Origin of the sequence: Pseudomonas sp. (genome assembly GCF_050739655.1) — a bacterium.
Lineage (GTDB): Bacteria > Pseudomonadota > Gammaproteobacteria > Pseudomonadales > Pseudomonadaceae > Aquipseudomonas.
This window is the reverse complement of the sequence record NZ_JBOIBY010000227.1, coordinates 1-13,524: the sequence shown is the minus strand read 5'-3', so window position 1 is coordinate 13,524 and position 13,524 is coordinate 1. Positions and strand designations below refer to the sequence as shown.

The following is a 13,524-nucleotide window of genomic DNA, read 5'->3' as shown; positions in this document are numbered from 1 at the left end:
CGGATCGACTGATTGAAAGCCGTGTGGCTGAAGGTGGTTCGGATCGTCTGATCCAGAATCGTGTGGCTGAAGGCGGTTCTGACCGCCTGCTGGAAAAACGTGCTGTAGCTGCTGATGGTTCGGATCGCCTGAAAGGCAACGAAGTTGCCGCTGATGGCTCCGACCGCCTGCAAGGCAACACCGTCGCTGCCGATGGCTCCGACCGCTTGCAAGGCAACACCGTCGCCGCCGATGGCTCCGACCGCCTGCAAGGCAACACCGTCGCCTAAACGAATCGCTACAGCAACACCGAAAAACCCGGCCTGATCAGCCGGGTTTTTTCATGACTTTTTAAAGCCGGGCGATGAAATTCAATGGTTCTAAACGAAGCCAAATTTCAGGCAAAAAAAATCCCGGGCAGCTGATGGACGCCCGGGATTTAAAAATGCATAAACCGTGGTGGTGAACGCGGCGCGGATATTACGCAATGTTTCACGCTGTAACAAGATATTTTATTTAACCAGCCAGTTACTAAAATCACTAAGCCATTAAATATCCTGACATTTTTTAGGGCTAACCTCGAAACCCCTTTAACTACAGAAACCAGCGATATTCCCGCGCATTGATGTCGTGCATGAATGCCAAGTGGTCCTGACGCTTGTTCTCGCAGTACACATCGACAAACTCTGCACCCATGCCGTCACGCAACTGCACATTACCCTGCATCGACTTCACGGCTTCGAGCATTTCCAACGGGAAATCGATGCCGCTGCTGCGGTCTTCGTTAAGTGGGGCGATAGGTTCGCGGGCGTTTTCCAGACCCTGTTCCAGCCCCACCAGAATGGCGGCGAGCACAAGGTATGGGTTGGCATCGGCACCGGCAAGTCGATGTTCGATGCGCAGGTTTTTCGCGTCCGATTCCGGCACTCGCAAGCAGGCGTCACGATCTTCAAAGCCCCAACTGGCGCGGGATGCAACGTTCACCGTAGCGCTCAAGCGGCGCATTGCGTTGTGATTCGGCGCGAATATCGGCATGCAATGGGGCAACACATCCAGGCAACCGGCCACGGCATGACGCAGCGCTTGCCCGTCGTTCGCTGCCATCAGGTTGTTGCCCGCCTTGTCATAAAGGCTCACATGCACGTGCATACCGCTACCGGGATGCTGCAAGTACGGCTTGGCCATGAAACTGGCGCGATAGTTGTGTTTAAGCGCCACCCCGCGGGTACTGCGGCAAAACAGGGCGGCCCAGTCGGCGGCGCGCAGGCCATCATCCAGGTGGCCGAAATTGATTTCAAACTGACCGGGACCCAACTCGGCGGTGATCACCGTGGCGTCGATACCTTGCGCCCGCGCGGTCTCGACCATTTCATCGAGCACCGGAGCGAATCGCGACAGACGCTCGATATGCATGTTCGGTTGATCGTCGGCATCGCCCGTCAGTGGATCGCGAGCAAACTGCGGCAGGCCATCGCGCAACTGGCTGTCGAACAGATAGAACTCCAACTCGAACGCCACCACCGGGAAAATGCCTTTGCGAGCCAGCCGCGCCAGCACCTGAGCCAGGACTTCTCTCGGTTCGAAGACGATCGGTTTTTCGGTGCCGTCAGAGGTGATCAGCATTTGCCCCAGGGGCTGCTTTTCCCAGCCCACCAGCTTGAGAGTGCCGGGCACCAGGCGACGAAGTGCATCCGGATCACCGTCGTTGAAACAGTAATCGCCGATCTTGAACAAGCCGCCCTGGGTGCCGAGCAAGACACAGTTTTGCGGCAATTTGAGCGCACTGCCGGCGGCGACTTTTTCCAGCATTTCGATCGGGTAACGTTTGCCATAGAAATGCCCGGGGATGTCCAGGGAGATCAGGTCGACGAAACGCACATCGGGGTTGCGCTGGCGAAACCCACGCACTTCGGCCAGCAGATCAGAGTTCACAGCGTCCATCATGTTGTTCCTTGTTGTTTTATCAGGTGTAAACCCAAAGTACCCGGGTGAGTTGGTTGGACTGATTGCCGTAGCGGCAATGGGCATGACTGGCCAGTTGAAAACTGTCGCCGGCGCGCAAAGTCACCGGTTCATCGTCATCCAGCCACAGCGTCAATTCCCCTTCGAGGACATAGCCACCCTGCTCCGAGCTGTCTTTCATGTGCCGCTCGCCACTGCTTGCACCCGGTTCCAACTGGCTTTCGAGCATCGAAAAAGACGCGCGCATTTTCGGCGAGACCAGGATGTCGGTGATGCCGTCGGCGTAGTACAGCGTGCGGCGCTCATCCGGCCGGGTCACCCAGGGCAAGGCCATGGGTTTGGGCAGGCTGTAGAAATAAGTGGTCGGTACGCCAAGGGTTTCGCTGATGGCGGTCAGGTCTGCCACCGTCGGGCGGGACAGCCCGCGCTCGACTTGCGACAGGAACCCCACGGAACGGCCGATTTTGTCCGCCAGGTCCTTAAGGGTGTATTTCTTGTGTTTGCGCAGGTCCTGAATCAGGATCGCCAGCGCTGAAATCTCTTCTTGCATGTTCATCTAGAGGCTTCCAGAAGTTAACGCTTCAAATGCTGTCGCGCAGTCGATACCAGGCCTTGCCGATGGCTTCCAGCGGAGCGGCCATGTATTTTCCGCCCGGAAAACTGCCATTGCTCAAACCCTGATACAGCGCAAGCTCGTCCGACTGGCCCAGTATCGCATCGGACACCGCGCGCGCCCCGGCCAGGGTCGGCAACACGCCGTGTCCGGAGTAACCCTGCAACCAATACAGATCACCACGCCGGCCAATGTCGGGCGTGCGCTTGAGGGTCAGGTCGATGTGACCGCCCCAGGCGAACTCCAGCTCCACGCCTTTCAATTGCGGAAACACGCGCTCCAGGCACCGCCGGGTTGCGCCAGCGATGTCCTTGGGCATGCCGCCCAGGTAAGTGCAGCCACCGCCAAACAGCAGACGGTTATCCGGTGTGCGGCGGAAATAATCGAGCACGAACTGGTTATCGGTGACGCACACATTGCTTGGCAGCAGCGCAATCGCTTGTGCCTCGGAGAATGGCGCGGTGGCCACCTGATAGGTTCCGACCGGCAATACGCAGCTCGATAGCTGCGGATCAAGCCGATCCAGGTATGCATTGCAGGCCAGTACCAGTACATCGGCGCGGATACGTCCGCGTTCTGTGGTCACCAGGTACCCGTCGGCGTCCTCGCGATAATTCAGCGCTTTGCTCTGTTCATGAATCACCCCACCTGCCCGCTCAATCGCTGCGGCCAGGCCGAGCGCCAGCTTCAGCGGATTCAAGTGCCCGCCTTCCGGATCGAAAAGTCCCGCCTGATAACGATTACTGGCCACCCACTCGGGCAGCTGTTCACGGGAGATGAATTGCAAGCCGTCATGACCCCATTTATGGCTGGCCTCGTGCTGCCATTCGGTAAGCAGTCTGACCCGCCGCGGCATCACAGACGTCCAGAGATGGCCGGCGCGGTAGTCGCAAGCGAAACCATGGCGCGCCGGCAATTCCCGTAGTTCCTGACCCGCCCAACGCATGCCGTCCCACAATCGCCGCGCGCGCTCATAACCCAGCGCTGCCTCCAGCGGTGGCATGTCACAGGACCAGCCGAGAATCGCCTGGCCGCCGTTGCGCCCCGATGCCGCCCAGGCCACCCGGCTGGCTTCGAGCAATGTCACGCGTTTTCCAGCCAGGGCTAGTCGCAGCGCGGTGTGCAAGCCACTGAAGCCGGCGCCGATTATCAGCACTTCGGTGCTTTGCTCGCCTTCCAGTACCGGGCGATCAATGAGGCGATCAGCGCAGGAGTGAGCGTAATAGCTGGCGACATGTTGGGTGGATTGCTGAAACATACCGGCTCCATGAAATTTTATAGTTTTAATTTCATGAAAAAATACACTATTAATTTCACGCATGCAATGTTTTGAAGACTAAAGGCTCTGTGGGGCGGCGATACGCCCTACAACAAAAATCCCGCCCGGGATCACCCGGGCGGGATTTGAGGAAGCAGTCAACGATACTTAGGCGATTGGAATCAATGGATCCGCCGCAGCCCAAGCCACTGCACGATCAGCCACCGGCGGATAAATCCATACGGTGTTGATTTGCGTCTTGAGGTCCTTGCCCTCTTGCCCGGTCAACTTGACCTGACGATCCCAACCCTCGGTGTACACCGCGCCCCATGCCCCCAGATCCAGGCAAGTCACGTATTTGGGCTGGCTATACGGCGTTGGGTCCACACCCAGAATCTGCGCCGCAACGTTATTACCCGCGTGACGGCCCAACACAATGGCGTGCTGGCAAGTCATCAGCGCGTAGTTGCCGATGTCATCGGAAGCCGCATAGGCCACGTCGCCGGTGGCGAAGATGTCGTCCTGACCAATGACTTTTATATGCGCGTCGACGTGCAGACGGCCAAGGCGATCGCGTTCTGCCGGAATCTGCTCGGTCAGCGAGCTGGCGCGCACACCGGTGGTCCAGACCACTGTCTTGGCGTCGATGCGCTGGCCATCGGACAAGGTCACACCGTTTTCATCGACAGCCACAACCGAGGCGTTCAGGTGCCATTTCACGCCGGTTTCAACACTGGCCTCTACGATTTTTTCGGCGATTTGCGGGCCCATGGAGCCGCCAATCTTGTCACCGCGGTCCACGATGATCACGTTGATGTCCGCACGCTTACCGAGGATGGCGCGCAGCCGTGCCGGCATTTCAGTCGCCGTTTCGATGCCGGTGAAACCGCCTCCCGCCACCACTACGGTGTTACGTGCCTGGCTTTCTGGTTGGTTAACCAGGGACTTGAGGTGGGTTTCCAGGCGCACGGCCTGTTCGATCTGATCGACGTCGAACGCATGTTCAGTCACACCCGGGGTGTCAGGCAGAGCCAGGCGGCTGCCGGTGGCCAGAACGAGTTTGTCGTAGATGCAAACCTGTTTTTCCCCGGCAGCGTCAATGTAGCCCACGCTTTTTTGCGCAACGTCGATGGTCTGGGCGGCACCCTTGATGAATTTCACGCCGACGGCATCGAACAGCTCGCCAATGGGCGCTGCCAGTTGATGGGCGTTCGGTTCGTAGAAGCGTGGACGCACACGCAGTTCAGCCTGGGGAGCCAGCACGGTCACTTCAAAGTCCTCGTGGCCGTGAATGTCGAACAGTCGCGTGGCGCTCAAAGCGGTCCACATGCCACCGAAACCTGCGCCGATTACCAAAATGTGCTGTTTCATTTGTCACTCCAGGGGGCATTGAATTTTGTTGAAGGACCAGGGAGTCGACGTGCTCGTTTCGCTTGAGCGTTGTCGTTCACTCCCGACCTGACAACTACGACTCTATTGATCCGAGTTAAGAGCCGCAACCGATTTTTCAAAATGTTTGCCATCGATCGAATCGATACCTCGACCTAGCCCTTTAAATTCAATAACTTCAGCGGATTGATCAAGAAAAGGGAAAAGGCATTGCCTTCGTTGTCTGGCTCACTATCAGCTGTTAAGATTTGCGACAATATTAGTCGGAGATGGATATGTCTCTTTACAGCGCAGGTGTCGAGTACGGAATTCACTGCCTGATTTTTCTGGTGGGCAATGGCGGCGAGACGCGCGAATCGAGCGTGCGTGACCTTGCAGAGCTGCAAGGCGTGCCTCTGGATTATCTGGCGAAGATCTTTACCAAACTGGCCAAGGCAAAACTGGTGGTCGCTACCGAGGGTGTGCGGGGCGGCTTCAAACTGGCCCTGCCTGCTGACGAAATCACGTTGCTGGATATCGTCAATGCAATCGATGGGCGCAAGGCCATTTTTGAATGCCGGGAGATTCGCGGACGCTGTGCGCTGTTTGAAGGCGAAGCGCCGGCCTGGGCGCTTGACGGGCTCTGTTCGGTGCACGGCGCCATGATGACGGCACAAAAACGCATGGAGGAAGCCCTCGCCCAGCAAACCATTCTGGACATTGCCAGAAAAGTCGGTCGCAAAGCCCCGGCCGGGTTTGGAGAAAAAGTGGACAACTGGATGAATGAGCGCCGGGAAAAGAAAGGCACCGCGAGCGCCCAATCAAACGACGATCAGCTCATCCAGGTCACCGACATCAGCGGTTGAACCCTATATGCAGTTACGCACTGCCTCGCGCAGTGCCCCCGACTTCGCCCAGGGTGGTCCCTGATACAGCGAAACCTGGCTGCCATCCTTCGATTTCACGATGTCCAGCACCTCGTCGGCCGTGATGATGCTGGGCGCGGTAATCCGGTAGCCATTGGAAATCGACGATTGAGTCGTGTGGGAAACCTCTTTCTGCCAAGCTGGCAATATGCACGCGGCCAATTCCTTGGGTACCTTCTCACTGTGCTTGTTGTAGTTCGGCTCGCCGGGTACCACAGACGCCGGCAATGAACATCCCCCCAACAACGCCAATACAACACCCCCCAACAATATCCGGCTCTGCATAAAGCGTCCTTATCCTCAAAAAAATGAAATGTAGTCTGCCGCCGCCCCGACAGCCATTTTGTTGCCGGGTTTATTGCATTGTATTTCAGCGACTGGCGTTGTGATCGCCGGGGTTCGGGTATGAGCGTTCATTCAAATAGGTCGTCCATCGCTCATAGGCATCATGTTGCCATTGGCTGACACGCTCCCATTCCGGCCCACTAAGCTGGTGCTCGGAAATGAGTTTCATCATTTCACTGGTGGCCGCATCCAGATCGGCGATCAGCCCTTGGGCCTGCGCCCGGAAGTCATCGGTTGCCGTCATTCGGATTGCTCCCCGTCCTGGCGAAAAATCGGTACTTCACTACGACAGCGGATTTTGCGTTTCGCGCAAATTTCCCGACCAAAGGAAGCCCCGGCGGATCAGACGAACACAGCACCCCACCGCCGTATTGGGTCTAATATTTGGTAGCGCGGCATTACAGGAGGTCATCATGTGGCTTAACGAAGATGAGCAAGCACTTCGGCGCGACCTGCAAGGGCTGGCATCGGATCTGCGATGGTCGGCAGTCGAGCTTTTGCGCATAGCGGAGCAATTGCGCCAGGCTGGCAATGAAGTTGATGCACAAGCTGTACAACGGCTGTGCGATCTGTTTCAGGGGGATGAACAACGGTTGCTGGGCTACGCCGAGGAAGTCAAGGCAAAGGTCATCAGCCGCAACAAGCCTCAGTGATGAAGGAGCCCGACCATGAACAGAACCCTGCCTGTGCTCGTTATCGCGTTGATGACGCTGGCAGGCTGCAATACCGACTCCCAGATCTTTCGCGATCAACCCCTGGTGGCCAAGGTGGAGATGGGCATGAGCCAGGAACAGGTCCAGCAAATCGGCGGCGCGCCGTTATCGATCAGCAACCGCACTGTCGAACCAGGCACCTGCTTCGATTACAAACTGGAACAGCCCGAGCATCGACAACCGTACAACATCAGCTTCGACAGCCGCGGCAAGGTGGATCACAAGAGTTTCATGACCTGTGCCGAATGGAGCAACGCCCAGATGAAAGCCAGGGAGCCTTCCCGTTCCGGTAGCGGCGGCGGGTACTAGTGCGTTTCGTGCAATCAATAAAAAGCCCCGGATTCCGGGGCTTTTGCGTTACCACATTCAGCTTATTGGCTGTTCGCCTGCCTGCCTGACTTCGATTTGTAGCCAGGAAGAGACGCCGCAAACGCCAGTGCTTCTTCTCGACTGCCAAATGACCCAAGCCGGTCACCCTTGGTGCAAACCCGCCATGGGCCGTTATTCACGCTGAGTACGTCGTAACCGTTCATATGCATTCTGTTCAGCATCGGAACACTCATGGTCACCTCCTTCTCGGCAAGATTCCAAAGCTCACGCAGCTACCTTACACCCGCTATTCGCCTCGAAAACGACCGAACGTCGCTTCAAACGTCCTTTGAATTGCACTTTTTCATTTTGAAGCGCCTCTACTCAGCAATGGCTGAAGGCAACGGATCCAGCTTGATTATTTCTTTTTTGTTACACTTTTGTGACAGCTACATCGAGAAGACCATGAAAGTACGCGCCACCGTCATTTGCGAGCACGATCGCCACATTCTTCTGGTGCGAAAGCCGAAGAGTCGCTGGATGCTGCCTGGCGGAAAGGTCGAGCGTGGCGAGACCCATGCCGGTGCCGCTGCGCGTGAACTGGCGGAAGAAACCGGACTGGGTGTGGAAGAGCTGCTGTACCTGATGGAAATGCAATCGGGCAACACCCGGCACCATGTCTACGAAGCCTCCACGCTGGAGACGGCTCAGGCCCGGCCATTGAACGAAATCTTCGACTGCATCTGGTTTCCGCTCAATGCGATCCAGAATCTGGATACCAGCGACGCCACGCTCAAAATCCTCAGAGCTTTTCAGCGTCGCCTGTAAACCCAAGCCTCAACCCTGATCGCCACCGCCCACCGGCATGACCATGCCGGTGATGTAGGAGGCGTCGTCGCTGGCCAGAAACAAAATGGCCCCAGCCTGTTCATCCAGCGTGCCGTAGCGTTTCATCAAACTGCTGTCGAGGGTCTGGTCAACGATCTGTTGATACCAGACTTTCTCCTGCGCACTCTGCTCGGCGCTGTTGCGCGGAATCACTCGCGGCGGAGCCTCGGTGCCGCCTGGCGCCGTGGCATTGACCCGAACACCGCGTCCGGCGGTTTCGAACGCCAGGCACGCGGTCAAGGCATTCACCCCGCCCTTCGCGGCGCCGTAGGGCACACGGTTGACGCTGCGGGTGGCGATGGACGACACGTTGACGATCGCACCACTGCCCTGCTCCAGCATGAACGGCAGCGCGGCATGGCAGCACCACAACGTCGGGAACAACGAGCGGCGAACTTCGGCCTCGATCTGCGACGCTTCATAGTGTTCAAACGGCTTGGCCCAGATCGTGCCGCCGACGTTATTGACCAGTACATCCAGACGCCCGAAACGCTCGACCGCGGTTTGCATCACTCGGTTGCATTCCTCGTACTGTTCGAGATCGGCGGTCAATGCCAGCACCTGGCAGTCCTGCGCCAATTCCTTCTGAACCTCGAACACCAGCTCGGAGCGATCGACCAGGATCAACTTCGCCCCTTCCGCCGCCATACGCTCGGCAACACGCCGCCCGATGCCTTGGGCAGCCCCGGTGATCAGCGCGACTTTTTCGTGGAATCTGTTCATGTGTACCTCAATAACTCTCAGGCTTGACACCGTCCCCTGTGGGAGCGGGCTTGCCCGCGATGACGTCGGCACAATCCAACATTGATGTTGTTTGACACTCCGCTATCGCGGGCAAGCCCGCTCCCACAGGGATCTCTGCTGAAACCAATATTGGCGTGGCGCTTACGCCGCGCTGGCCGCAAACTTCTCGTAGTAGAAATTCGCAGGCTGGATGCCTTGCTCGCCAATGTACTTGCTGACCGCTTCCACCATCGGTGGTGGGCCGCACAGGTAGACGTCGACGTCGCCATCGTTCAAGTGCTTGGGTTCGATGTGCTGGGTCACGTAGCCCTTGAGCAGGTGCTGGCTGTCGGGGCTGGCCACGCAGGCGCTGTAGGTGAAGTTGGGAATGCTCGCCGCAAAGGACTCCAGGCGTTCCATTTCCACCAGGTCGAAATCGTGGGTCACGCCGTAGATCAAGTGCAGCGGATGCTCGCTGCCCTGTTCGGCGATTTTCTCCAGCATCGCGGTGAATGGCGCCAGGCCGGTGCCACCCGCCAGCAGCAACAGCGGGCGACGGATGTCGCGCAGATAGAAACTGCCCAACGGTCCTGCCAGGCTCATGCTGTCGCCAGCCTTGGCCATGCCGGTGAGGAAGCTGCTCATCAGGCCGCCAGGGACGTTGCGAATCAGGAAGCTCACTTCACCGTCGCGCTGCAAGGAGCTAAAGGAATAGGCGCGGGTCTGCTCGCTGCCGGGAATTCCCAGGTTCACATATTGCCCGGGCAGAAACGCCAGCTTGCTCAGGGACTCACCCTTGATCGACAGCGCAATGGTGCTGTCGGACAACTGACGTACCGCGCTGATGGTGGCGTCGTAGCTGGCTTGACGAGTGCGGCAGACTTCCGAGGACGTCGGCACCCGCACCACGCAATCGCTTTGCGCACGCATCTGGCAGGTCAGGACGAAACCCTGTTTGGCCTCTTCAGGGCTCAGAGCATCTTCGATGTACTCCTCGCCCAGATCATATTGGCCGGCTTCGGCAAAACACTTGCACGTCCCGCAGGCGCCGTCGCGGCAGTCCAGCGGAATGTTGATGCCCTGGCGGTACGCAGCGTCGGCCACGGTTTCGCCAACATTGGCGTCGATGAACCGAGTGACGCCGTCTTCGAAATTGAATGCGATGGAATGGGTCATGACGGCAGCCTCACAAATGGTAAACATCGATAACCTGGCGAACGTAGTCGTTCTTCAGGATCACTTTCTTGGCCTTGATCAGCGGGTTTTCACCACGCACATCGAGGGTGTAGAAACTGCTGCCGAAATAGCTGTCGACGGTCTTGTAGCGAAAGCTCAGGGTGTGCCAGTTGAAGCGCACCTTGCACAGTCCGTCGGCCTGCTCCAGCAGTTCGATGTTGCTGATGTTGTGGGAGGTGCGAGTATCCGGAATGCTCGCGCTGGAACGATCGGTCTTGATCCGGAAGATTCGGTCTTCCAGGCCTGTACGATTGCCGTACCAGATCAGCGAGATTTCCCGCTGCGGGTCTTCGGTCAACTCGTCGTTGTCATCCCAGGACGGCATCCAGAAGGTCGCATCGGGAGCGTACATTTCCAGCCACTCGTCCCAATCGCGGTCATCCAGGTAACGGGCTTCGCGGTAGAGGAAATCGCGCACGGCGTCATAGGTAATGGTCATTGCACGTCCTCCACGGCGATCAGCTTCGACTGTTCGGCTTCCAGCGCCTTGAGCATGGTCTGCTGCCAATACTTGTGTTGCAGCACGAACAGGCCTTCGTCTTCGGTGCGCACGCCAGACAGCAGCGGGTGCAGGTCGATCTCCTTGGCGGCGTCGTCGGCGCCTTCGATCCAGTGCTCGGCACCGCGGGACATGTCGTTCCAGGTGGTCACGCTGCCCTGGTAGCTGGTCTGGCAGGAGCGGAACTCTTCCAGGTCATCCGGGGTGGCCATGCCGCTGACGTTGAAGAAGTCTTCGTACTGGCGGATACGGCTGGAGCGTGCGTGATCGCTTTCGCCTTTTGGGGCGATGCAATAAATGGTGATTTCGGTGCGGTCCACCGAGATCGGCCGGGCAATACGGATCTGCGAGCTGAACTGGTCCATCAGGTAAACGTTCGGGTACAGGCACAGGTTGCGCGAGTTCTCGATCATCCAGTCAGCGCGGGCCTGGCCGAAGTCCTGCGCCAGCTCGTCGCGACGCTCGTACAGCGGACGGTCTTCGGGGTTTGACCAACGGGTCCAGAGCAGCATGTGGCCCTTGTCGAAGGAATAGAAACCACCGCCCTGCTTGGCCCAGCTGCCAGCGCTCATGGTCGGGTTTTCGTCACCGGCCTCGCGCTGTTTGCGCTGGTTCTGGGTCGCCGCGTAGTTCCAGTGCACGGAGCTGACGTGGTAGCCATCGGCACCGTTTTCGGCGGTGAGCTTCCAGTTGCCTTCGTAGATGTAGGTGGACGAACCGCGCAGCACTTCCAGGCCGTCGGCGGACTGGTCGACGATCATGTCGATGATCTTCGCCGACTCGCCCAGGTGCTCGACCAGTGGCAGCACATCGGGGTTGAGGCTGCCGAACAGGAAGCCGCGATAGGACTCGAAACGCGCGACCTTGGTCAGGTCGTGGGAGCCTTCGCAGTTGAAGCTCGATGGATAGCCGGCGTTGGCAGGGTCTTTGACTTTGAGCAGTTTGCCGGAGTTGTTGAAGGTCCAGCCGTGGAACGGGCAGGTGTAGGAGCTCTTGTTACCGGATTTGTGCCGGCACAGGGTCGCGCCGCGGTGACTGCAAGCGTTGATGAAGGCATTGAGTACACCGTCCTTGTTGCGCGCGATGAAAATCGACTGACGCCCCATGGTGGTGGTGTAGTAATCGTTTATGTTGGGGATCTGGCTTTCGTGAGCCAGATAGAGCCAGTTGCCTTCGAAGATGTGTTTCATCTCCAGGTCAAACAGGCGTGGATCGGTGAACATCTCGCGCTTGCAGCGATAGAGGCCCTGCTCGGGTTTGTCTTCGAGCAGGGAATGCAAATATTCGGGTCGCAGGGTCATGGCCACCGCCTCCATTGTTATTGTTCAGGCAGGGTCATCCTAGAACCGGGCAATGGGTGGGACTATCCGCGGGGTGCAGACCTTTATCCGTTTTGTGCAGGGTCAGCGTTGTGTCAGGCGATATCAATGCTGAATGTACCGACCTCTTCGCGGGCAAGCCCGCTCCCACAGTGATATCGGTTGAACGCAAATTTCGCGTCCAGCCAAAAACACTGTGGGAGCGGGCTTGCCCGCGAAGGCGTCGGGTCAGGCGACATGAATGTTGGAAGTGTCGGCCTCAGTGACGTCTCTTGAGGGTATCGGACGGTAATTCGCCGAACTGCTTGCGGTAGCTGTCGGAGAAACGTCCCAGGTGCAGGAAGCCGTAGTCCATGGCCACTTCGGTAACGTTGCGCACGTTGCAGGTCGGGTCGCTCAGGCAGGCGTGGATGCGCTCTAGGCGTTTCTGGCGGATGTAGTTTTTCGGGGTGGTGTCGGCGTTGCGTTCGAACAGGGCATAGAACGAGCGCAGGCTCATGTGCGCCTGTCGCGCCAACTCTTCGCTGTCCAGGCTCTGCTTGAGGTTCTTGCCGATGTAGTCGGCAATTGCATCGAACGTGGCGGTTTGTGAACCGATTTCCAGGCGGCAGACATTGGTCTTCATCAGGCTCAGCATCTTGCTGACGATGATCTGCGTGTAATGCTCCTGCACCCTGGGGATCTGCTCGGTCGACTCGGCCTCCTGGCAAATCATTGCCAGCAGGTTGACGAAGCCTTCCAGCTCGTTGAGCTGATAACGGTTTTCCAGAAACCGCACGCCCTGCCCCGGATAGCGCCAGCGTTGCTCATCGCAGACGGACTCGAAAAGGGTTGTCGGGACTTTGAGAATGAATTTTTCGCAATCGTCGGAGTACGTCAGGTCCACCGGATCGTCGGGGTTGATCAGCAGCAATTCGCCGGGGGCGAAGTAATGTTCCTGACCGTGGCCACGCCACAGGCAATTGCCGCGCAACAGCACTTGCAGATGGTAGATGGTTTCCAGCGCGCCGGAAGTGACCCGAACGCTGCCGCCGTAGCTGATACGGCACAGGTCGAGACTGGCGAACTTGCGATGGTTGAGACTGGCCAGGGGATGCCCGGCACGGGGCATGAGAATGCAATGGTTACCGACGTGCTGATTGACATAGCCCGACACCGCGTACGGATCGGCAAGGTCGAAAATCGTACTGCGCTGACTCAGCAGTTGCGCTTGCATCATCGGCTCACTCTCGTTGTTGTTATAGGTTGTATCGATACATTCTAGAACAGGGCATCAGTGCCTTGAGATATTTCCGGCGAACTGCACAAACACCTGTAGGAGCGAGCTTGCTCGCGAAGGACCAGAGAACACCGCGGCGCATCAGACACCGCGCGTCATCGTTGACG

General features: G+C 58.0%; 16 protein-coding genes and 1 pseudogene. 5 read left to right on the top strand and 12 right to left on the bottom strand.

Features of this window, described 5'->3' with window-relative positions; all coding sequences use genetic code 11:
- A pseudogene (locus tag ACRESJ_RS11345) lies at positions 1–269 on the top strand (hypothetical protein); the annotation flags it as partial.
- A gap of 304 nt (positions 270–573) precedes the next feature.
- Here ACRESJ_RS11345 and ACRESJ_RS11340 read toward each other — a convergent pair.
- From ACRESJ_RS11340 to ACRESJ_RS11325, 4 genes are all read right to left on the bottom strand, one after another.
- Entirely contained in the window at positions 574–1,920 is a 1,347-nt protein-coding gene (locus ACRESJ_RS11340; RefSeq protein ID WP_431757981.1) for a glutamine synthetase family protein, read from the bottom strand.
- A 22-nt stretch (positions 1,921–1,942) separates the two neighbouring features.
- Entirely contained in the window at positions 1,943–2,497 is a 555-nt protein-coding gene (locus ACRESJ_RS11335) for a helix-turn-helix domain-containing protein (protein WP_431757980.1), read from the bottom strand.
- A gap of 25 nt (positions 2,498–2,522) precedes the next feature.
- Positions 2,523–3,812 (bottom strand): NAD(P)/FAD-dependent oxidoreductase, encoded by a 1,290-nt coding sequence (locus tag ACRESJ_RS11330; protein WP_431757979.1) that lies wholly within the window; start codon positions 3,810–3,812, stop codon positions 2,523–2,525.
- Positions 3,813–3,980: 168 nt separating this feature from the next.
- On the bottom strand, positions 3,981–5,183 hold the full coding sequence (locus tag ACRESJ_RS11325; RefSeq protein ID WP_431757978.1) for an NAD(P)/FAD-dependent oxidoreductase: 1,203 nt from the start codon (positions 5,181–5,183) through the stop codon (positions 3,981–3,983).
- A gap of 293 nt (positions 5,184–5,476) precedes the next feature.
- Between ACRESJ_RS11325 and ACRESJ_RS11320 the strand changes: the two genes are divergently transcribed.
- The gene (locus ACRESJ_RS11320; RefSeq protein ID WP_431757977.1) at positions 5,477–6,046 is read left to right on the top strand and encodes an RrF2 family transcriptional regulator; all 570 of its coding nucleotides are present in this window, start codon (positions 5,477–5,479) and stop codon (positions 6,044–6,046) included.
- Between the two features lie 3 nt (positions 6,047–6,049).
- On the opposite strand, the gene ACRESJ_RS11315 is transcribed toward ACRESJ_RS11320, so the two are convergent.
- Positions 6,050–6,391, bottom strand: coding sequence for a hypothetical protein (locus tag ACRESJ_RS11315; protein ID WP_431757976.1), 342 nt, complete (start codon positions 6,389–6,391; stop codon positions 6,050–6,052).
- An 85-nt stretch (positions 6,392–6,476) separates the two neighbouring features.
- A complete protein-coding gene (locus tag ACRESJ_RS11310) occupies positions 6,477–6,695 on the bottom strand; it encodes a hypothetical protein (protein ID WP_431757975.1) in 219 nt (72 codons plus the stop codon).
- 169 nt (positions 6,696–6,864) lie between these two features.
- Between ACRESJ_RS11310 and ACRESJ_RS11305 the strand changes: the two genes are divergently transcribed.
- Both ACRESJ_RS11305 and osmE read left to right on the top strand, forming a co-directional pair.
- Positions 6,865–7,104, top strand: a complete 240-nt coding sequence (locus ACRESJ_RS11305) for a hypothetical protein (protein ID WP_431757974.1) — start codon at positions 6,865–6,867, stop codon at positions 7,102–7,104.
- 15 nt (positions 7,105–7,119) lie between these two features.
- Positions 7,120–7,473, top strand: coding sequence for an osmotically-inducible lipoprotein OsmE (gene osmE / locus ACRESJ_RS11300; protein WP_431757973.1), 354 nt, complete (start codon positions 7,120–7,122; stop codon positions 7,471–7,473).
- Positions 7,474–7,535: 62 nt separating this feature from the next.
- Here osmE and ACRESJ_RS11295 read toward each other — a convergent pair whose 3' ends face one another.
- Positions 7,536–7,727 (bottom strand): SPOR domain-containing protein, encoded by a 192-nt coding sequence (locus ACRESJ_RS11295; RefSeq protein WP_431757972.1) that lies wholly within the window; start codon positions 7,725–7,727, stop codon positions 7,536–7,538.
- Between the two features lie 211 nt (positions 7,728–7,938).
- On the opposite strand from ACRESJ_RS11295, the gene ACRESJ_RS11290 reads away from it, so the two are divergent.
- Positions 7,939–8,301, top strand: a complete 363-nt coding sequence (locus ACRESJ_RS11290) for an NUDIX hydrolase (protein ID WP_431757982.1) — start codon at positions 7,939–7,941, stop codon at positions 8,299–8,301.
- A 9-nt stretch (positions 8,302–8,310) separates the two neighbouring features.
- Here ACRESJ_RS11290 and ACRESJ_RS11285 read toward each other — a convergent pair whose 3' ends face one another.
- The 5 genes from ACRESJ_RS11285 to ACRESJ_RS11265 form a co-directional block, all read right to left on the bottom strand.
- Positions 8,311–9,084, bottom strand: coding sequence for a 1,6-dihydroxycyclohexa-2,4-diene-1-carboxylate dehydrogenase (locus ACRESJ_RS11285; RefSeq protein ID WP_431757971.1), 774 nt, complete (start codon positions 9,082–9,084; stop codon positions 8,311–8,313).
- 162 nt (positions 9,085–9,246) lie between these two features.
- Complete coding sequence (gene benC, locus ACRESJ_RS11280) at positions 9,247–10,260, bottom strand: benzoate 1,2-dioxygenase electron transfer component BenC (RefSeq protein WP_431757970.1); 1,014 nt, start codon at positions 10,258–10,260, stop codon at positions 9,247–9,249.
- 10 nt (positions 10,261–10,270) lie between these two features.
- Complete coding sequence (benB, locus tag ACRESJ_RS11275; protein ID WP_431757969.1) at positions 10,271–10,759, bottom strand: benzoate 1,2-dioxygenase small subunit; 489 nt, start codon at positions 10,757–10,759, stop codon at positions 10,271–10,273.
- A complete protein-coding gene (gene benA, locus ACRESJ_RS11270; protein ID WP_431757968.1) occupies positions 10,756–12,120 on the bottom strand; it encodes a benzoate 1,2-dioxygenase large subunit in 1,365 nt (454 codons plus the stop codon). The genes benB and benA overlap by 4 nt, the downstream gene beginning before the upstream one ends.
- Positions 12,121–12,397: 277 nt before the next feature.
- Positions 12,398–13,357 carry an AraC family transcriptional regulator gene (locus ACRESJ_RS11265; RefSeq protein WP_431757967.1) on the bottom strand — a complete coding sequence of 320 codons (960 nt, stop codon included), beginning with the start codon at positions 13,355–13,357 and terminating at the stop codon, positions 12,398–12,400.
- Positions 13,358–13,524: the final 167 nt, after the last annotated feature.

Coding starts and splice junctions, on each gene's coding strand:
- ACRESJ_RS11295 (WP_431757972.1), bottom strand. CDS start 7,727: ATGAGTGTTCCGATGCTGAACAGAATGCATATGAACGGTTACGACGTA.
- ACRESJ_RS11320 (WP_431757977.1), top strand. CDS start 5,477: ATGTCTCTTTACAGCGCAGGTGTCGAGTACGGAATTCACTGCCTGATT.
- benC (WP_431757970.1), bottom strand. CDS start 10,260: ATGACCCATTCCATCGCATTCAATTTCGAAGACGGCGTCACTCGGTTC.
- benA (WP_431757968.1), bottom strand. CDS start 12,120: ATGACCCTGCGACCCGAATATTTGCATTCCCTGCTCGAAGACAAACCC.
- ACRESJ_RS11335 (WP_431757980.1), bottom strand. CDS start 2,497: ATGAACATGCAAGAAGAGATTTCAGCGCTGGCGATCCTGATTCAGGAC.
- ACRESJ_RS11285 (WP_431757971.1), bottom strand. CDS start 9,084: ATGAACAGATTCCACGAAAAAGTCGCGCTGATCACCGGGGCTGCCCAA.
- ACRESJ_RS11330 (WP_431757979.1), bottom strand. CDS start 3,812: ATGTTTCAGCAATCCACCCAACATGTCGCCAGCTATTACGCTCACTCC.
- ACRESJ_RS11315 (WP_431757976.1), bottom strand. CDS start 6,391: ATGCAGAGCCGGATATTGTTGGGGGGTGTTGTATTGGCGTTGTTGGGG.
- ACRESJ_RS11340 (WP_431757981.1), bottom strand. CDS start 1,920: ATGGACGCTGTGAACTCTGATCTGCTGGCCGAAGTGCGTGGGTTTCGC.
- ACRESJ_RS11325 (WP_431757978.1), bottom strand. CDS start 5,183: ATGAAACAGCACATTTTGGTAATCGGCGCAGGTTTCGGTGGCATGTGG.
- osmE (WP_431757973.1), top strand. CDS start 7,120: ATGAACAGAACCCTGCCTGTGCTCGTTATCGCGTTGATGACGCTGGCA.
- benB (WP_431757969.1), bottom strand. CDS start 10,759: ATGACCATTACCTATGACGCCGTGCGCGATTTCCTCTACCGCGAAGCC.
- ACRESJ_RS11265 (WP_431757967.1), bottom strand. CDS start 13,357: ATGATGCAAGCGCAACTGCTGAGTCAGCGCAGTACGATTTTCGACCTT.
- ACRESJ_RS11305 (WP_431757974.1), top strand. CDS start 6,865: ATGTGGCTTAACGAAGATGAGCAAGCACTTCGGCGCGACCTGCAAGGG.
- ACRESJ_RS11310 (WP_431757975.1), bottom strand. CDS start 6,695: ATGACGGCAACCGATGACTTCCGGGCGCAGGCCCAAGGGCTGATCGCC.
- ACRESJ_RS11290 (WP_431757982.1), top strand. CDS start 7,939: ATGAAAGTACGCGCCACCGTCATTTGCGAGCACGATCGCCACATTCTT.